General features: G+C 72.6%; 17 protein-coding genes. 6 read left to right on the top strand and 11 right to left on the bottom strand.

Features of this window, described 5'->3' with window-relative positions:
- Nucleotides 1–51 precede the first annotated feature (51 nt).
- The 4 genes from sigJ to ACGFR9_RS20650 form a co-directional block, all read right to left on the bottom strand.
- A complete protein-coding gene (gene sigJ / locus ACGFR9_RS20665; RefSeq protein WP_393210586.1) occupies nucleotides 52–996 on the bottom strand; it encodes an RNA polymerase sigma factor SigJ in 945 nt (314 codons plus the stop codon).
- 150 nt (nucleotides 997–1146) lie between these two features.
- Nucleotides 1147–1350 (bottom strand): DUF4287 domain-containing protein, encoded by a 204-nt coding sequence (locus ACGFR9_RS20660; protein WP_393210583.1) that lies wholly within the window; start codon nucleotides 1348–1350, stop codon nucleotides 1147–1149.
- Between the two features lie 185 nt (nucleotides 1351–1535).
- Nucleotides 1536–4262, bottom strand: coding sequence for an ATP-binding protein (locus ACGFR9_RS20655; protein WP_393210580.1), 2727 nt, complete (start codon nucleotides 4260–4262; stop codon nucleotides 1536–1538).
- Between the two features lie 718 nt (nucleotides 4263–4980).
- Entirely contained in the window at nucleotides 4981–5421 is a 441-nt protein-coding gene (locus ACGFR9_RS20650) for an SsgA family sporulation/cell division regulator (RefSeq protein WP_393211242.1), read from the bottom strand.
- Between the two features lie 296 nt (nucleotides 5422–5717).
- On the opposite strand from ACGFR9_RS20650, the gene ACGFR9_RS20645 reads away from it, so the two are divergent.
- Together ACGFR9_RS20645 and ACGFR9_RS20640 are read left to right on the top strand one after the other, a co-directional pair.
- Nucleotides 5718–6323, top strand: a complete 606-nt coding sequence (locus ACGFR9_RS20645; RefSeq protein WP_393210577.1) for a sigma-70 family RNA polymerase sigma factor — start codon at nucleotides 5718–5720, stop codon at nucleotides 6321–6323.
- A gap of 134 nt (nucleotides 6324–6457) precedes the next feature.
- The gene (locus ACGFR9_RS20640) at nucleotides 6458–8035 is read left to right on the top strand and encodes a carbohydrate-binding protein (RefSeq protein ID WP_393210575.1); all 1578 of its coding nucleotides are present in this window, start codon (nucleotides 6458–6460) and stop codon (nucleotides 8033–8035) included.
- A gap of 62 nt (nucleotides 8036–8097) precedes the next feature.
- On the opposite strand, the gene ACGFR9_RS20635 is transcribed toward ACGFR9_RS20640, so the two are convergent.
- A complete protein-coding gene (locus ACGFR9_RS20635) occupies nucleotides 8098–9246 on the bottom strand; it encodes a sugar ABC transporter substrate-binding protein (RefSeq protein WP_393210572.1) in 1149 nt (382 codons plus the stop codon).
- 232 nt (nucleotides 9247–9478) lie between these two features.
- Here ACGFR9_RS20635 and ACGFR9_RS20630 point away from each other — a divergent pair, with 232 nt between their 5' ends.
- Entirely contained in the window at nucleotides 9479–10330 is an 852-nt protein-coding gene (locus ACGFR9_RS20630) for a hypothetical protein (protein ID WP_393210570.1), read from the top strand.
- 9 nt (nucleotides 10331–10339) lie between these two features.
- On the opposite strand, the gene bla is transcribed toward ACGFR9_RS20630, so the two are convergent.
- The gene (gene bla / locus ACGFR9_RS20625) at nucleotides 10340–11248 is read right to left on the bottom strand and encodes a class A beta-lactamase (protein WP_393210567.1); all 909 of its coding nucleotides are present in this window, start codon (nucleotides 11246–11248) and stop codon (nucleotides 10340–10342) included.
- A gap of 33 nt (nucleotides 11249–11281) precedes the next feature.
- Nucleotides 11282–12910 (bottom strand): penicillin-binding transpeptidase domain-containing protein, encoded by a 1629-nt coding sequence (locus ACGFR9_RS20620; protein WP_393210564.1) that lies wholly within the window; start codon nucleotides 12908–12910, stop codon nucleotides 11282–11284.
- Between the two features lie 86 nt (nucleotides 12911–12996).
- Here ACGFR9_RS20620 and ACGFR9_RS20615 point away from each other — a divergent pair, with 86 nt between their 5' ends.
- Nucleotides 12997–13281 carry a LysR family transcriptional regulator gene (locus tag ACGFR9_RS20615; protein ID WP_393210561.1) on the top strand — a complete coding sequence of 95 codons (285 nt, stop codon included), beginning with the start codon at nucleotides 12997–12999 and terminating at the stop codon, nucleotides 13279–13281.
- Nucleotides 13282–13380: 99 nt separating this feature from the next.
- On the opposite strand, the gene ACGFR9_RS20610 is transcribed toward ACGFR9_RS20615, so the two are convergent.
- The 3 genes from ACGFR9_RS20610 to ACGFR9_RS20600 all read right to left on the bottom strand — a co-directional run bounded on the left by ACGFR9_RS20610 (nucleotide 13381) and on the right by ACGFR9_RS20600 (nucleotide 15081).
- Nucleotides 13381–13584, bottom strand: a complete 204-nt coding sequence (locus tag ACGFR9_RS20610) for a cold-shock protein (RefSeq protein ID WP_003969786.1) — start codon at nucleotides 13582–13584, stop codon at nucleotides 13381–13383.
- Nucleotides 13585–13825: 241 nt separating this feature from the next.
- Nucleotides 13826–14206 carry a MerR family transcriptional regulator gene (locus ACGFR9_RS20605; protein WP_393210557.1) on the bottom strand — a complete coding sequence of 127 codons (381 nt, stop codon included), beginning with the start codon at nucleotides 14204–14206 and terminating at the stop codon, nucleotides 13826–13828.
- Nucleotides 14207–14373: 167 nt separating this feature from the next.
- The gene (locus ACGFR9_RS20600) at nucleotides 14374–15081 is read right to left on the bottom strand and encodes a TetR/AcrR family transcriptional regulator (RefSeq protein WP_393210555.1); all 708 of its coding nucleotides are present in this window, start codon (nucleotides 15079–15081) and stop codon (nucleotides 14374–14376) included.
- Between the two features lie 117 nt (nucleotides 15082–15198).
- Here ACGFR9_RS20600 and ACGFR9_RS20595 point away from each other — a divergent pair, with 117 nt between their 5' ends.
- On the top strand, nucleotides 15199–16374 hold the full coding sequence (locus tag ACGFR9_RS20595) for a cytochrome P450 (RefSeq protein ID WP_393210552.1): 1176 nt from the start codon (nucleotides 15199–15201) through the stop codon (nucleotides 16372–16374).
- Nucleotides 16375–16567: 193 nt separating this feature from the next.
- Nucleotides 16568–16972, top strand: coding sequence for a DUF6479 family protein (locus ACGFR9_RS20590; RefSeq protein WP_393210549.1), 405 nt, complete (start codon nucleotides 16568–16570; stop codon nucleotides 16970–16972).
- 2 nt (nucleotides 16973–16974) lie between these two features.
- On the opposite strand, the gene ACGFR9_RS20585 is transcribed toward ACGFR9_RS20590, so the two are convergent.
- On the bottom strand, nucleotides 16975–17712 hold the full coding sequence (locus ACGFR9_RS20585; protein WP_393210546.1) for an Ig-like domain-containing protein: 738 nt from the start codon (nucleotides 17710–17712) through the stop codon (nucleotides 16975–16977).
- Nucleotides 17713–17787 lie beyond the last annotated feature (75 nt).

Genomic DNA, 17787 nt, shown 5'->3' with positions numbered 1-17787 from the left:
CGGCCCGCCGTTTCCTGACAGGAGCAGGATGTGACGTGTGTCACATGGGGGTCAGAAGGCGATGAGCAGGGGTTCTCCGTGGTCGTCGGCCGCCCACAGCCGGGTCGCGCGTTCCAGCTTGTCGGGGTTCACCTGGCTGCGGATCGCGGTGATGCCGTCGGGCGTGATCGCGAAGCACATGACCCCGATGACCCGGCCGTCGAGGACCGCCACCAGGGCGGGGTCGCCGTTGGCGGTCGTGGCGTAGACACCGGGCGAACCGCCCACGAGGTCCTGCTTGGCCTTGCCCGGCTTGAACAGGCCCCGCATGAACGTGGCGACCGCGAGCGCGCCCTCGAACGCCTTGGCGCGGGCCGGGACCTTCCCGCCGCCGTCGCCGACCGCGACCGCGTCCTGGGTGAGCAGCCGGACAAGCGGCTCCGTCCGGCCGCTGGTGGCGGCCGCGAGGAACTCGTCGACGACTCGCCGGGCGGCGGCCTGGTCGATCTCGGTACGCGCCTTGCCGTCCGCGACGTGCTTCCTCGCGCGGTGGAAGATCTGCTGGCTGGCGGCCTCGCCGATGTCGAGGATCGCGGCGATCTCCCGGTGCGGACAGCCGAACGCCTCCCGCAGCACGTACACCGCCCGCTCGTTCGGGGTCAGCCGCTCCAGCAGGACGAGGACCGCGTACGACACCGACTCGCGCTGTTCGGCGGTGTCGGCGGGGCCGAGCATCCGGTCGCCCGCGAGCAGCGGCTCGGGAAGCCATTCACCCACATAGGTCTCGCGCCGGACGCGGGCCGAGCCGAGCTGGTTGAGGCACAGGTTGGTGAGCACCTTGGTCAGCCACGCCTCGGGCACCTCGATACGGCCGGTGTCGGCGGCCTGCCAGCGCAGGAACGTCTCCTGCACCGCGTCCTCGGCCTCGCTCGCGGAGCCGAGCAGGCGGTAGCCGATGGCCTCCAGCCGCGGCCTGGAGGCCTCGAAACGGTCCACGTCCTGTGCGCTCAACGCCATGTACCGGATCGTAGCTCCCGGGCATGGGCGGGCGTCTTCGTGAGGGCTCCGGGTCCGGTGCCGCACTCGGCGCCGGCGCGGGGCCGTACGGCGCCGGCGCGGGGCCGTACGGCGCCGGCGCGGGGCCGTACGGCGTCGGCGCGGGGCCGGTCAGCTCTCGGCCAGGGTGTGGGCGACCAGGGCGTTGGCGTGGCCGTGGCCCAGTCCGTGCTCGGTCTTCAGCCAGGAGACGAGCTCCATGTGCTTGGTCAGCGGGGAGGAGCGGATCAGCTCCTTCCACTCGGCGACCGGGCGGCCGTACTTCTTCTCGATGGAGGGGAAGTAGCTCGCCGGGCCCTTCACCGCGTCGCTCATGGGTGTGCTCCCGTTCCGTTGCTCGTCGGATGGTCGTCGCGGATATGACCGGCGGCGGGGAGCGTTCTCATCGCCGGGCGATGTGTGGTGCGTCACATACCCGGGGGCGTCGGCGGGTGGGGGTTGCGTCCGGAATTCCGTGGCCGCCGGTTCTCACGGGCGGCCACGCCTTCTCCGCCGCTTCCTCAGACGGCCGGCTGGTCCTCGCGCAGTGCCGCCAGGGCCGCGGCGAGCTTGCCCCGGCTGGTGATGCCGAGGCGCGGGTAGATGCGGTACAGGTGGGCGCCGACCGTGCGGTGCGAGATGAACAGGCGCTGGCCGATCTCGCGATTGCTCAGGCCCTGCGAGGCCAGTACGGCGATCTGCATCTCCTGCGCCGAAAGCTGCTCGCTGGTGTTCGTGTGCCGCCTTCCGCCCGCCTCACCGGCGGCGCGCAGCTGCTCGCGCGCCATCTCCGCCCATGGCCGCGCGCCGATCCGGTCGAACTCCTCACGGGCCAGTCGCAGCGGGGTGCGGGCGTCGACGTTACGGCGCTGACGGCGCAGCCAGCGGCCGTGGTGCAGGTGGAGCCGGGCACGGGCCGGGGTCCAGGAGGCCGGGAGGGCGTCCAGGGCCTCGGCATACGCCTTCTCGGCCGTGTCGTCCGGGGCCAGCACCGCGTCGGTGTACGCCCGCGCGACCACCATCATCTCCGAGGGCAGCCGCTCGGCCAGCTCCGGAAGGTCCGACAGCAGCTCGCGCGCCCGCTCGACGGTGCCGGCGGCCACCGCCGCGTCCGCCAGATCCGGGGCGAGCAGCCAGCAGCTCACCGAGTGGTGGTGCGGATCCCCCGGATCGAACGCCCGTGCGAACATCTCGTAGGCCTCGGCGGGGCGGCCGTCGAAGAGCGCCAGCAGGCCGTCGACCTGCGTCGCCATCACCGTGGCGAAGGGCATACCGGGGAACAGGTGGTGGGTGCGCAGGACACGGACCGTCCGCTCCGCCTCCTCCGTCTCCCCGCGCAACGCCGCCACCAGGCCGGACGTCGCCTTCACACCCAGCCAGACGATCGACTCCCCGGTCTCCTCCGCCAGCTCCATCCCCTCGCCGGCCTCCTCGCGGGCCCGGTCCAGCTGACCCAGATACACCCGCGGCCAGGAGCCCGCCAGCGAGCGGGCGAGCAGTCCGAGCCTGCCCTGCGCGCGCCACGCCGCGGCCGCCACCGTCAGATGGCGGGTGGCGCGGGCGCACTCCCCGACGACCATCGCGCCGCTGCCGAGGAAGTGCATCGTCCGGCCGTCCTGCCGGTCGGGCTCGACGCCGTCGAGCCTCGCGAGCACGTCCGTGCCGTAGCGGTACGGCTCGGTGTACGCCCGTACCGTCAGGACGTGCGGGGCGTCCGGGCCGGGGTGCCACCGGTCCAGTTCGGCCGTGGCACGGGCCCGTACCTCGGCGTCGCCGTCCTGGAAGAAGCAGCGTGCGGCGGCCCGCCACAGCAGGTCCTCGGCCACGTCCGCGCTGCCCGCGTCGAACGCGCCGGCCGCCGTGGTGACCATCTCCAGGATCCGCCGGTGCGGCTCGTCCGGCTCGAACGCGGACCGGTCCGACACCAGCATCAGCCGGGCCCGCTCCGGGGGGCCGAGTTCGCCCATGTCGGCCCGGTCCAGCAGCAGTTGCGTGTTGATGCGGTCATTGACCTCGCTGGCCAGCTCGGCCGCCCTCACCAGGATGCCGGTACGGCGGCGGGCGTCGTGGACCAGTTCGGCGGCCTGGCGCAGGGCCGGGACCGCGGCCGCGGGCCTGCCCTGGGCCTGGGCTCCGTCGGCGAAGCGTTCCAGTCGTGCGGCCAGTTCCTCGTCCGGTCCCAGTGTGGACGCGGCCAGGTGCACGAGCTGGCGTTCGGGGCTGTCCTCCAGCACCGCCGCGAGGGCGCGGTGGGTGGCCAGGCGGTCGGTGACCGTGGCACGTGTGTAGATCGCCGAGCGCATCAGCGGGTGCCGGAACTCGACACTGCGGCCGGCCAGGACGACGAGGTCCGCGTCGACCGCCTCCTGCAGCGCCGCGGCCGACACCGTGGCGTCGCAGAGCCGGCCGGCCACGTCGAGCAGCTTGCTCAGCGGTGCGGTCGGTTCGGTGGCCAGGGCCAGCAGGAACGTACGGCACTGGACGCTGACCGAGTCGGTCCGTGCGGCGAACGCGGCCTCCAGGCGTTGGGTGAGGGGGAGGTCGTCCAGGTGCGCGGGGGCGCCATGGACTGCCTTCGGCAGCTCCACCAGGGCCAGGGGGTTGCCCGCGGCCCGGTCCAGGATGAGTCCGCGCACCGGCGGCGGGAGGTCGGGGGCGCAGGCGTCGAGCAGCGCCGCGGCGGCCGTGTGGTCGAGGGGCCGCAGGTGCATGTCCGGGTTCAGGCCCGGGCTGTACGAGGCGGCGGACGGGACCCTCGCGGCTCCGACGACCAGGATCGCGTGGTCCCGGGTGCGGCGGGCGACGAACCTGAGTACGTCCCGGCTGGAGGAGTCGATCCACTGCACGTCGTCGGCGAGGATCAGCAGGGGCTGACGGGCGGCGGCGTCGGCGAGCAGTTCCAGTACGGCGAGACCGACGCGGAACACCTGGGGCTCGGTCTCGGTCTCCGTGGCGCCGAAGGCGGCGTTGAGGGCGAGGCGGTGGGGGGTGGGGAGGTTCTTGATGCCCCTGGCCGCCGGTTGCAGCAGGAGTTGCAGGGCGGCGAAGGGGAGCCACTGCTCGGTCTCGACGCCTGAGGTGCGCAGCATGCGGAAGCCGCTGTCGGTCGCGTCGGTGGCGAGGGTGCGCAGGAGGGCGGACTTGCCGACCCCGGCGCTGCCGTGCACCAGCACCGCGCTGCCGTGCCCGGCGGCGGCGTCCGCCAGCAGGTCACGAAGGGTACGGAGCTCCTCGTCCCGGCCGATCATCGCGCGCGGGGTGGCACCACAACAGATATCCGGCTCACCGGGCACATGCTACCGGCCCCACGGAAACATCAGTCGAACGACTGCGGAATGACTCGGGGGGTGCCTGCGGCGCGGCTTTCGGTCCGGTGGGGGCGGTGCCTGCGCGCGGCCTTCAGGTCCGGTGGGTGGGGTGCCTGCGGCGCCGCTTTCGGTCCGGTGGGGGCTGGGGTAGCGCCCATGCGTGGTGGGTGGGTCGGGGCCGCGTCGGGGGTGTCCGTCCTCGGACTGGCGCGACTGGGCTTGCTGGACAGGGGTGCGGGACGTTGACGCGCCAGCCACTGCGGGCGGCCACCCCCGCCCCGTCCCCTTCCCGCCGTACGCGCCTGCACCCCGCCCACCGCACTACGTCCGCCGCGACCAGCCCCCGCCACACTCCACACCCGCGGGCAGCAGCGCCGCTGGGGCGGCAAACCCACCCCGGTCTCTCCGCCATCCGCCATCCGCCATCCGCCATCCGCCATCCGCGGGCAATCGTGCCGCAGGGCGGCACGGGTGGGCGCGACGGCACCCCGCAAGCGCCGGGCCGCGCGAACACCCCCCGCCCAGCCCGACACCGGGCGCCCGCCCGACCCCCTCCGCACGGGTGGGAGCGACGGCACCCCGCAAGCGCCGGGCCGCGCGAACACCCAGGAACATCCAACGCGGGGTACCCGTACGACACCCCCGAACGAAACCCCGCTCAGACATCGTCCAGCAACGACCCCATGTCCCTCTCGACGTCCAGGAGGCGTTCCTCCTCCCCCACCGGAACAGCCTCCAGCGTTCGCTGGACGAATACGTCGATCACCACCCCCGGAACAGCCACCACATCCATTTCCGCTCCCGCCCGGAGGGAAATGAACACCAGGTCGTATCCCCGCACCCGCGACGGCCATATCCGCACATCCCCGAGCCCGCTCAACCCCTCCCGCCCGGCCAGCAGAAGCTCACGGCCGAAGCGCCATTCGACCGCCATTCCCGGACCCGCGTCCGCATTGAAGAGAATCGTCACCGCATAAGGGTCCGCACGGTCGTACCGAAGATCCGTGACGACCGACAGGTGTGCCCGTTCCCTGACGAGGCGGACGGGTGTCCGGCAGGTCACCGGGTCCCGTCGGGTCTCGGAGGACCGACCGCTCATCGATACATCTCTCCCGTTCCCCCTCCCCCTGACGTGCATTGATCCCCAGCCCCCACGTCACCGAGTCTGCTCCCGGACGAGGCCCCGGGCATCAGTCAAGCGACTGCACGGCGACCCCTTCTGCCGTCGTACGCGTCACACGCGCGGGCCGCCGGACGCCCCCGGCGGCCGCGTCGGCAGTCACCGTGAACAGTCGGATGACCGATGCCCGCGCACCGCGGACACCGCATTAATGGGGTCCGGTAAAGAAACAAAAAGAGCGGCACCCGAGGAGAGACACCATGCATTCCGCACAGATGTCTTCCACCGATACCCTGACCGCCGCCGCAGCGGCCTTCACCGCAATCCGCCCGCGCCTTTTGCGGCTCGCGCAGCGCATTGTGGGAAACACGGCCGAGGCCGAGGACGTCGTCCAGGACGCGTGGCTGCGCTGGCAGAACACCGACCGTACACGCGTACAGGATCCCCCCGCCTTTCTGACCCGGATCACGGTCCGGCTCGCCCTCAACGTCACCCGCTCCGCGCGGGTGCGCCACGAGACCGGGTTCGGCCCGTCGGCCGCCGAACCCGTCGACACCGGCGCGGACCCCGCCGTCCGCGCCGAACGCGCGGAGGCGCTGGACGCCGCCCTGTGTCTGCTCGTCGAACGGCTCGGCCCCACCGAGCGGGCCGCCTACGTGCTGCGCGTGGCGTTCGACTGCCCGTACAGCCAGATCGCCGAGGACCTCCGGATCAGTCAGGTCAACACCCGTCAGATCGTGAGCCGGGCCCGCAAGCACCTCGCCGGCGGACGGCGTACGTCGGTGAGCCCCGGGGAGGGTCGGCGGTTCCGGGAGGCGTTCGCCGGGGCGGCGCGGTCCGGCGATCTCTCCGAGCTTCGGACGGCACTGATGTGTTCATGAGTGTGAATCTGATGCGGCGTCGCGCCACTTGACGCGTCCACAGCAGGCCCCTACCGTCCCAGAAAGCGCTTTCTCCGTTCACGGATCCGAACGCACAGCTCGTCCCACCAGCCGACCGAACCTGGAGACGAACGATGCACATGAGACCCGCCCTCGCCTGCGCCGGCCTGCTCGCCGGCACGCTCGTCGCGTTGTCCGGCAACCCCGCGCAGGCCGCGTCCGTACGGTACGAGGCCGAGGGGAGCTCCGCGGTGTGTACCGGCGCCATCGAGACCGAGTGGTCCGGCTACTCCGGCAGCGGCTTCTGCAACGGCACCAACGGGACGGGCGGCTACGCCCAGTTCACCGTGAGCGCCTCCGCCGCCGAGACGGCCACGCTCCGGGTGCGTTTCGCCAACGGCAGCGGCAGCGCCCGCGCCGCGAGCATCGTGGTGAACGGCAGCACGGTCGCGTCCGCCTCCTTCGAGGCCACCGGCGACTGGACGGGCTGGACGACGAAGACGTTCTCCGTACCGGTGCGGTCGGGCAGCAACACCGTACGGCTGAGCCCGACCTCGTCCGCCGGGCTGCCCAACATCGACTACATCGAGGTGGAGACGAGCGGCGACACCACCACCCCGCCGCCCACCGGCACCCTTTACGTGGCACCGGGCGGCAGCGCCGGCGCGTCCGGTACACAGTCCGATCCGACCACGCTCGCCTCCGCCATCGACCGGATCACCCCCGGCGGCACGATCTACCTGCGCGGCGGCACGTACAACCACTCCCAGACGGTCACCATCCCCGCGGGCAACAACGGCACCTCGGGCGACCGTACCGAGCTGGCCGCCTACCCGGGCGAGACGCCGGTACTGAACTTCTCGGCGCAGAGCGAGAGTTCGTCGAACCGCGGGCTCGCCGTGAACGGGTCGTACTGGCATGTCAAGGGGATCGTCGTCGAACGCGCCGGGGACAACGGCATCTTCGTCGGCGGCAGCAACAACGTCTTCGAGCGCACGGTGACCCGGTACAACCGCGACACCGGGCTGCAGCTCTCGCGGATGTCCTCCGACACGCCGAGCAGCCAGTGGCCGTCCGACAACCTGATCCTCGGCGCCGAGTCGCACGACAACGCCGACTCCGACGGTGAGGACGCCGACGGCTTCGCCGCCAAGCTCACCTCGGGTCCCGGCAACGTCTTCCGCTACGCCGTGTCGCACAACAACATCGACGACGGCTGGGACCTCTACACCAAGGACGACACCGGCGCGATCGGCGCGGTCACCATCGAGGACTCCCTCGCCTACGAGAACGGCACCCTCTCCAACGGCGGCCAGGCCGGCAACGGTGACCGCAACGGCTACAAGCTCGGCGGCGAGGACATCGCCGTCAACCACGTCGTCCGGCGCAGCATCGCCTACGACAACGGCAAGCACGGGTTCACCTACAACAGCAACCCGGGCTCGATGACCGTGTCGAACAACCTCAGCGTCGACAGCGCCGAGCGCAACTTCAACTTCGACGACGGCAGTTCGGTGTTCCGCAACAACACGTCGTGCCGCAGCGGCAGCGGGACGAACGACCGGATCATCGGCAACTCCGACAGCTCGAACCAGTTCTGGTCCGGCTCCAACGGCTCCCGGTGCGCCACCTACTCGGGTGCGCTGGGCTGGTCCTTCGCCTCCGACGGGCGGCTGGTCGTCACGCTCGGCGGGCGGGTCGTGACGCTGTAGGTGACCGAGGTGCGTGTCGTGGCCGGTCCCGGGTCCGTCCGGGGCCGGCCACTTCGTCGGGGCTAGGAGGTCAGGCCGATCTCCGCGCAGGCCGCCTTGTAGGCGGCGGTGCAGATGTCCCCGACGGAGTAGACGCCGTCCTGGACCACCGTGGCCTCGATGTTCTCCCGGGTCAGCGCGACCACCGGGACCAGCATCGCCGGGATGTCCTTCCGGGTCGGGCTGTCGACCACGTCACGGGCGAGCGCGTCGAACTGGATCGACCGGTCCTGCACCTTGGCCACCGCGATGTCCGCGGCCCCCGTCGCCTCCAGCAGGAACGACTTGTACACCGTCATGTACTGCGTGCCCGCGACGACCCGCTGCACCCCCGCCAGATCGGCGTCCTGCCCGGTCACCGGCGGCAGGTCGGTGACACCCGCGTCCTGCAGCACGTCGATGACCGCGCCGGCCATGCCGTCGTTCGCCGAGTAGACGGCGGCGATGTCGGCGGTGCCGATCTCCTTCATCGCCTTGCGCATGTTCTCCGCGGCGACCTCGGGCAGCCACTTGCGGGTGTCGTACGACTTGGCGATGTCGACGTGGCCGTCCAGTTCGGCGAGCGCGCCCTCCCGGAACAGTGCCGTGTTCGGGTCGGTGGGCGCGCCGTTCATCATGACGACCTTGCTCTTCTCGGCGTCCTCGCCGAGCGCGTTCACGAGGGCGCGGCCCTGTACCTGGCCGACGAGTTCGTTGTCGTGGGAGACGTACGCGTCGATCGGGCCCTGGGCGAGGCGGTCGTAGGCGATGACGGGTATGCCGGCCTTCTTCGCCTTCTCCACGTCCGGTGCGACGGCCGCGGAGTCCACCGCGTCCACCACGATCACGTCGACGCCGTCGGCGATCAGTCTGCCGAACTGCTCGCTCTGCTTCTCCTTGCTGCCCTCGGCGTTGGCGTAGACGACCTTGCCCTTCTTGTCGGTGAGGGAGGAGACGCGGTCCCTGATGAGGGGGTAGTCGAACTTCTCGAAGCGTGCCGTGGCCGTGTCCGGCAGCAGCAGGCCCACGGTGATGTCGTAGCTCCTGCTCGGTGACGCGGACTCGTCGTCACCGCCGACGGAGCCGACGACCCCGCACGCGGTGAGCGTCAGGGCGGACAGGGCGGCGGTGAGGAGCACGGCGGAGCGGCGCACGACGGCGGACGCGGTGCGGGGGGTGGTACGGGGGTTCACGTGGAGGGCCTTCCGGGCGAGTGCAGCGTGGCGTCCCCGTGACTGTGTCCGTTGTGCGGTGGTGCGACATGCGTGCTCACGGCCTTCTCGCGGGGTGCGCAGAGAATGTGCGCAGGAGCGGCACACGGACTGCACACAGTGGGTCGCGGGCGTCGTTAGCGTGGGCTGTTCCCTGCTCCGGACCGGCCGACCCCTCGGCGGGCGTCGGTACGTCAACTCAGGAAGACGGCGGATGGACTACTGCTCCACGTGTCGGCGGCATCTGAACGGCGCCCTGGTCTGCCCGGGCTGCGGCGCCTATGCCCCCGACATCGCGCCCAGCGTCATCGGCGGTCACACCGTCCCCGGTACGGCGACGGCCGCCACGGCGTCCGAGACCGACGTCCGTCCTCCCGCCCCGCGCCCCGACGACGTGGCGGAGCCGGCCGCGGTGGCCGCGCCCACGGGTACGGGCCGGGCGGCGCGGCGGCGGCAGGTGGCCCGCTGGAAGAAGACGCAGCGGCGTGCCCTGGTCGCCACCGCGGTGGCCCTGGTGGGCGGCGGGCTCACCCTCGCCTCCATGGACCGGGGCGGCGGGGACCGCGCCCAGGCCGCCAGCGCACCGGATCTGCGGGGCATGGGCGGCGGCAAGGATCTCGCGGACGAGTACGACGACCTGGACGACGTGCCGAGCGCCTCCCCGGAGCGTACGGAGCGGGAGCCCTCGGCCGGTGACCGGCGAGCCGCCGAGGCGGCTCCTGCGCCCGGCACACCGTCGGACACCCGCACGGAGGGCGCGGCCGTGTCGGACACGGCGGTGACCTCCCAGCCGTCCTCGCCGTCCGGGCGGCGGTCGGCGTCCCCGGACACCGGCGCCCGCGCGGAAGCGGGTGGGGACGGCGGGTCCGCGTCCCAGGAGAGTGGCGGCTCCGGTACGGCCACCCCGCCCGCGACACCGCCCCCGGCGGCCGACGACGACAACGACAACGGCGGCGGCAGCAGCGGCAACGGCAGCGGCGCGGATCAGGGGCAGACCACGCCGTCCGCTCCGTCGACCACCGCGCCCGACCCCCAGCTCTGTCTTCTGGTGATCTGTCTGGGCTGACCGCGCCCGTCAGACGAGGGCCGCCAGCGTGCGCCGGGTCGCCTCGGCGACCAGGGCGTCGTCGGCGGCCGCCTCACGGTCGGGGCGTTCGGTCAGTACGGCGATCACCAGCGGGGCGCCGCGCGGCGGCCAGAGTACGGCGATGTCGTTGGCGCGGCCCCAGTCGCCGGTGCCGGTCTTGTCGCCCACCTTCCAGTCGCGGGGCACCGCGGCCCGGATGCGCTTGCCGCCGGTGGTGCTGCCGACCAGCCAGTCCGTCAGCAGGGCGCGTTTCGCGGCCGGCAGGGCGTCGCCGAGGACCAGGGCGCGGTAGTCGGCGGCGACGGCCCGGGGGGTCGTGGTGTCGCGCGGGTCTCCGGGCGGATTGCCGTTCAGCTCGGGTTCGGTGTGGTCGAGGCGGCTCACCCGGTCGCCGAGTCCGCGCAGATGGGCGGTGAGCGCGGACGGGCCGCCGAGGTCGCGCAGGAGCAGGTTGGCGGCGGTGTTGTCGCTGTGGCGGACGGCCACGGCGCAGAGTTCCCGCAGCGTCATGCCGGTGTCGACGTGTTTCTCGGTGACCGGTGAGTAGGGGACGAGGTCGGCCCGGGTGTAGCGGACGCGCCGGTCCAGGCGGGTGAGCGGCCCCCGGTCCAGTACGGCCGCCGCGGCGAGTGTCTTGAAGGTGGAGCAGAGCGCGAGGCGTTCGTCGGCGCGGTGGATCACGGTGGCGCCGGTTCCGGTCGCGACGGCGTACACCCCGAGCCGTGCGCCGTACTCGCGCTCGAGGTCGGTGAGGCCCTGGGGGTCGGCCGGGGCGGGGACCGGGCGGCCGGGCGCGGCGGCTTCCGGGGCGCGTGTGGGGGTGCCGGTGGCGCATCCGGCCACCGGGGCGAGGGCCGCCGCGAGCAGGAGCACGCGGCGGGAGGGGGCTGGTGTCACGGGGAGGGCCCTTCGGTCGCGAGGGAGGGCAGGTCAGGACTCGGGTACGGCGGACAGCAGGGAGGCGATCACCGGTCCCGCCGAGCCGCCCCCGGTGACACCCTCCTCGACCACGCAGGCCACGGCGACATTGCCCCGGTGGGCGACCAGCCAGCCGTTGTTGTCCTGCTCGTCGGAGACCTCGGCGGTGCCGGTCTTGGCGCCGATGTCGCCGGGCAGCCCGGCCAGTACGCGGGCCGTGCCCTCGGTGACGGTCGCCCGCATGAGAGTGCGCAGCTGGGACACCACCTCCGGCGGCAGCGGGATCGTGGTGGTCTCGTCCTCGGTGCCGTCGACGAGCGAGGGCTGGTGGAACGTGCCGGACACGGCCGTCGCCGTCACCGACGCCATGATCAGCGGGTTGGCCTGGACGCGGCCCTGTCCGATCATCGACGCGGCCTTCTCCGTCGCGTCGCGCGGCACCGGCACGGAACCGTCGTACGAGGGAACGCCCACGTGCCAGGTCTGGCCGACGCCGAAGTGCTTCTTCGCCACCTCCCCGAGCTCACCGTCGCCGAGCTTGCCGCGCAGGCTGATGAACGCGGTGTTGCAGGACTCGGTGAAGTCCTTGCGGAAGGTGGCGCCCGGGTGTTCGGAGGTCTCCACGTTCTGGAACCGTTTGCCGACGGTGAGGTACTGGGGGCAGTCCACGACGTCGTCCGGGGCGACCGCGCCCTTCAGCAGCAGGGCCGCGCTGGTGACGATCTTCCAGGTGGAGCCGGGTGCGTAGGTGCCGGAGACTGCGCGGTTGAAGCCGGTGGCGGGCGAGTTGGCCACGGCGAGGATCTCGCCGTCGTCGATGCGCAGGGCGACGAGCGAGGCGTTCTTGCCGTCGGCCTCGCCGAGGGCGCGTTCCGCGGCGGCCTGCCAGCCTGCGTCGAGGGTGGTGCGGACGGGGCCTTCGTCCTTCCGGGTGTCGTCGCCGCCGAAGGACGCCTCCGTACGCTCCACCTTCCCCGTGGCGCGGTCGACGAGTTGCACCGTGCCGCGCGCGCCGCCGCCGTCCGTACCCCCGGCGAGCTGTGCCAGGACCGGGGCGAGGGACGGGTGGGTGGTGCCCGAGAGGGTTTCGCCGTCGCGGTCGGTGGCTTCGACCGGCGCGGTCTCCTCGCGTTCGAGCCGGAACTTCTCCGTGTCGCTGAGCCGGGGGTGGACCAGCGACAGTCTCCACTCCACCTTCCAGGCGCCGTCGTCCGCCTGCCGCAGCGGCAGCTTCGAGTCGTACGTCCAGACGCCCAGGCCGGTGACGGGCATCCGCGCGGTGAAGGGCACGGTGACCGTGCCGTCGCCGGTGTCCTTCGGTGTCCCGGCGGTGAGCTCCGGCTCCTCGATGTCGAGGCCGGCGGTGAAACCCTGCAGCACCTCCTCGGCACGGTCGGGTCCCGTCGTACGGGCCGCGGCCTCGGGCAGGCGTCCGGCGGACCAGTCGGCGAGGAAGGCGCGGGCCTCGGCCACCGCCTCGGGATCGGGGCCGTCCTCGCCCCCGAAGGGACCGAGACCGGTCGCGTACGCCCCGCCGGCGGCGACAGCGGCCACCACCGCGACGGCGGTGAACGCCTTCGCCGTTCTGCGCGGGCGGCGACGGCCGGGGCCGGTGTGAGAGAAGTCGACGTAGGAACTCATGCGGTCGACCACAGCAGCGGAAGGGGGCGTACGTCCAAGTCCGCTATCGATCTTGGATCTATCAATACTCGATATGATGACTGGTCGTGGGCCTGGTGCGGCCCCTGGAGTGCTTCGTGGCTGTTGCAGAAGAGTCACACTTCGGGCGTGCCGCGGCCCGTCTGGGGAGGGATCGGCCGCCGCTGTCGCAGCGCGTCCAGCGGCTGGAACGGGAGCTGGGCCTCCGGCTGTTCGAGCGGACCAGCCGCCAGGTGACGATCACCGAGGCGGTCCGGCTGCTGCCGGCCGAGGCCCGGGAGGCCCTCGCCCGCGGGATCGCGGTGGACGCGCTGCGGAAGCGAAAGCATTGCGCTCACGTTGAGCCCGGGTGAAATGCGGGGGCGGCGGGGAATTCGGCGGGTCGCCGGGAATAAACGGAGCAGGGCCCCGCACCGAAGTGCGGGGCCCTGCTCTCAAACCCTGCGTGCAGGTCAGGCGGGAACGATGTTCTCCGCCTGCGGGCCCTTCTGGCCCTGGGTGACGTCGAAGCTCACCTTCTGGCCTTCCTGGAGCTCGCGGAAGCCCGAGGTGGCGATGTTCGAGTAGTGGGCGAAGACGTCAGCGCCGCCGCCGTCCTGCTCGATGAAGCCGAAGCCCTTTTCCGAGTTGAACCACTTCACCGTACCGGTGGCCATATCAATTCTCCTGAGACAGTGCTGGGACTCGCACTTTACGAATCCCTTCATCGTCGCGATGATCACCTGCCCGGAGACCCGGTAGCAAACTGGCAACCACAACTGCAACTGGCGTCAGCCTAGCACGGAAATAGGCAGCGGCAAGCGAGGAAAATCACTGGAATTAAACCCGGACGGCGTGTTTAGGGAAAGAGATTTTCCGCAGCGGTTGGGGAATTTCTGGTCCGGCGGCGACAGCTTTTCACCGGGGTCCATGACCCGCCCCCGCACCCCTGCGGCGCAGCTCCTCGTTGACGCGTTCGGCCTGCTCCAGCTGGTCCTCGAGGCTGATGATGCGGCACGCGGCGTCGACGGGGGTGCCCTGGTCGACCAGCTCGCGGGCCCGGACGGCCAGCCGCAGCTGGTGGCGCGAGTAGCGGCGGTGGCCGCCGTCCGAGCGCGTCGGGGTGATCAGCCGCGTCTCGCCCAGGGCGCGGAGGAAAGCGGGTGTGGCTCCGACCAGTTCCGCGGCCCTGCCCATGGTGTAGGCCGGGAAATGGTCGTCGTCGAGCCGGTCCGCGACGGGGGACCGGTCCTGGTCCGGCTGCCGGCCGTCGGCGTACGGCTGACTTTCGGAGGGCATACGCACCTTTCCGCGGACCACGGTGGGCACGGTCCGCCACGGGGGACGGGTTCCCCACGAGGGAACTCTAGTCGGCCGGGCGGAAAACCTGTCGCGGCCGTGGCAGATGTCCTGGGGAGCCCGCGACGGCGCACCGCTGAGCGCGCGGCACGCCCCTCCGACGGCCGTCACGGCTTCTCGCGGGTCCTGGCGTCTTCGGCCGTACGGGTGGTGCGGTGGGGGCCCATTTCGGCGAGGGCGTCGTCGAGTTCGGCCTCCGTGAGCGCGGTGCCGGGGAGGGGGTCCGCGGCGGGGGCGGCACGGAGGCCGTCGAGGAACAGGGCGAGGGGGCGCCGCCAGGCGTCCGTGGTGGTGGCCGCGGTGAGCGGAGGGACGGCGCGGCCGAGGGCGGCGAGGGCGAACAGCAGGTCCTCGGTGGTGACGTCGGCCCGTACGGTGCCCTCCGCGCGGGCCCGGTCCAGCAGCAGCTCCACCGTCCGGCGGTTGTGGGCGTGCACGGAGCGAAGGACCTCGACGTCCGGCAGACGGGTGGTCATCAGGTCGTTGGTGCCGCGGTCGGCGGCCAGGGTGGTGAAGACGGCCCCGAGGTAGTCGCGCAGCCCCGTCCAGGCGTGCGGGGCGGACCTGGCCCGTTCACCGGCCGCCATGGTGTCCGTCAGCTGGTCGTGGAAGACCGCGTCGACGAGGGCGGCGCGGGTGGGGAAGTGCCGGTAGAGCGTGGCGTTGCCCACGCCGGCCCGGCGGGCGATGACGTCCAGCGGCGCGTCGAGCCCCTGCTCGCCGAAGACCGCGTGCGCCGCCTCCACCAGCAGGTCCCGGTTGCGCCGGGCGTCCCGCCGCTGCCGGGGCGCGGGCTCCTGATCACCGACGGGCATCGTCTTCCTCGTCTTCCGTCCGAGCGAAACGGGGATCACTCCCCGACCGAATGCTATCGTCGGGAGACGAAACGGGGAGTAGTCCCCGTTTACTGTCGCGGCAGAGAGGACGCCGACGTGCGAGCCCCGACCCTCGAGGAACCGGCCCCCCGCGGGCACGACCCGGCGCACGACCCCTACTCCGCCCTCGCGGACCTGCGGCGGAAGGGCCCGGTGCACCGCGTACACGTCCCGGGCAGCGGCGACGCCTGGCTGGTGGTGACGCGCGAGGGGGTGCGCGCCGCGCTCACCGACCCCCGGCTGCGCAACGACATCCGGCACTCCGCGACCTGGGAGACCGACGGCGGCCACGCGGTCGGCCGGAACATGCTGCAGAGCGACCCGCCGCACCACACCCGGCTGCGGAACCTGGTGGCGGGCCGTTTCACACCGGGCCGGATCGCCGCACTGCGGCCGGGCATCGAGGCGGTGGCACGCGGCCTGCTGGCGAGACCGCCCCTGCCGGACACCGCCGACCTGGTGAGCGCGTACGCGCTGCCGTTGCCGGTGACGGTGATCTGCGACCTCCTCGGCGTCCCCGTGACGGACCGCGCGGACTTCCACACCTGGTCGAACGAGCTGGTCGTGCCCACCGACGAGGCGACCGCCGCCGCCTCCTCCGCCGCGCTGGCCGGCTACCTCACCGGCCTGATCGCCGAGAAGGCCCGCACCCCCGACGGCACCCTGCTCGCGGCCCTGGCCACGGACGCCCGGACCGACGCCCAGGAAGTCCTCGGCATGGCCTTCCTCCTGCTGGTGGCGGGCCACGAGACGACGGGCGACCTGATCTCCGCGACCGTGCACAGCCTGCTGACCCACCCGGACCAGCTCGCCCTGCTGCGCGCCGACCCGGCACTGACCGGCGCCGCGATCGAGGAGTCCCTGCGCTTCAACTCCCCCGTGCACTCGGGCGCGTTCCGCTTCGCGGCCGAGCCGCTGGAGCTGGCCGGGACCCGGGTGGCCGCCGGTGACGCGGTCCTCGTCTCCCTGGCCGCGGCCTCCCGCGACCCGCTCGCCTTCCCCGATCCGGACCGCTTCGACGTCACCCGCCGCCCCAAGGGGCATCTGGCCTTCGGCCACGGCATCCACCACTGCCTGGGCGCCCCACTGGCCCGTACGGAGGCCGCCGTCGCCCTCCGCCTCCTCCTGGACCGCCACCCCGGCCTGGCGCTCGCCGCCGATCCCGCCGCCCTCACCTGGCGTACGAGCACCCTCCTGCGCGGGCTCACCGCCCTCCCGGTCCGGCTGCGCTGATCACGGGGAGGGACGGGAAGGCCGGGGGCGGGCCCCGAGCTGCACACGTGGGGACGCGACGGCCCGTCCCGGCCTTCCCTCCGGGCGCAATCTGCCATGTCACGGGGCCGGCCGCCCGCCGGGAGGACCACCCGCGTGACAGAGTCGGGCATTCCGGGCGCTTTATCCTATTTCGTCATCCATACTCGGAAGCATGAACACGGCAACGTATGTGGTTCTGGCCGCGGACACGCACAAGTGGTATGTGGTTCTGGCCGCGGACACGCACAAGTGGGCCGTCTTCGGCGCCTTCATCGGCGGGCTGATCGTGGCCGGCGCGCTGATCTGGGCCGTGCGTGTCGGGATGCGCTACATGGACCAGGAGGAGCCCCGCCCGAAGGCCGAGGAGCAGCCGCACCTCCCGGCCGGCGGCGCGGTGCGCGAGATGCGGGAGATACGGGAGCCGGACGAGATGCCGGACATGTCGAAGTCGGGCTCCCGGCTCATGCCCTACGAGCTCCATCACTCCGCGACGAGAACGGGCAAGGACCAGAAGCGCAGGCGCTGGCTGCCCGGATCCAGCGGCGCCTTCGGCAGCGGCGGTCCAGGGCACGTGTGACGTCACCGGGCCGGGGCGGTCTCCCCCACGGTGATCTGGATCTGCTCGCTGGACGCGCTCACGCCGTTCAGGGCGGCGGTGGCCTGGAGCCGGTTGGGGCCGTCCGAGAGCGCAGCCCCGGGAGTGCAGGTCCAGTGGCCGTCGGACCCGGCGGTGTCGGCGCACACCTCGTGGCCGTCCTTGTCGGAGACGGTGACCCGCGCTCCCGGGTGGGCCGTACCGGCGACCGCCGGCCGCGCGTCCAGCGGCACACCGGACTCCGGGCGGGTCAGGACCGGCTCGCCCAGTCCCACGGTCACCTGGCAGCCGCCCGCCGCGCGGGTCACGCCGTCCGCGTCCGCGAGGCGCAGGGCGCAGCCGCTGAGCCGGGTTCCGGGTACGGCGTCGGCGGATACCGCCAGCACGAAGGGGAAGCCGCCCGTCCGCCAGGGGTGTTCCGCCGAGACCGCGGTGTAGACGGCGCCGCGCCCGTCGGCGACCACCGCGCCCCGGTAGCCCGGGATGCCGAGGGGGACACCCGTCACCCGCGCCCCTGAGGGGGCGGCCAGGGTCAGCGTGGAGCCCTCTCCGAGGGCGGGTCCGGTGAAACCGGCGGCCTCGACGACGCCGTCCCGGCCCGGCGGGATCGTCACCTCCGCCCACAGCACCCGGTCGTCCGCCGCGGCGGGCAGCCACGCGCCGGCCAGAATTCCGGCCGCCGTCAGCGCGGCGGCCGCCACTGTCCTGCTGGACCTGTTCATCGTCGGCGGGCTCCCTGTACGGCGGTCATGGACACCCCCTCCGCCGATTCTGCCGGGGTGTCCGCGCGGGCCGCC

Source organism: Streptomyces sp. NPDC048584, from assembly GCF_043199595.1.
Classification (GTDB): domain Bacteria; phylum Actinomycetota; class Actinomycetes; order Streptomycetales; family Streptomycetaceae; genus Streptomyces; species Streptomyces edwardsiae.
The sequence above is the reverse complement of the archived record's forward strand: the minus strand, read 5'-3'. Positions and strand labels throughout refer to the sequence as shown.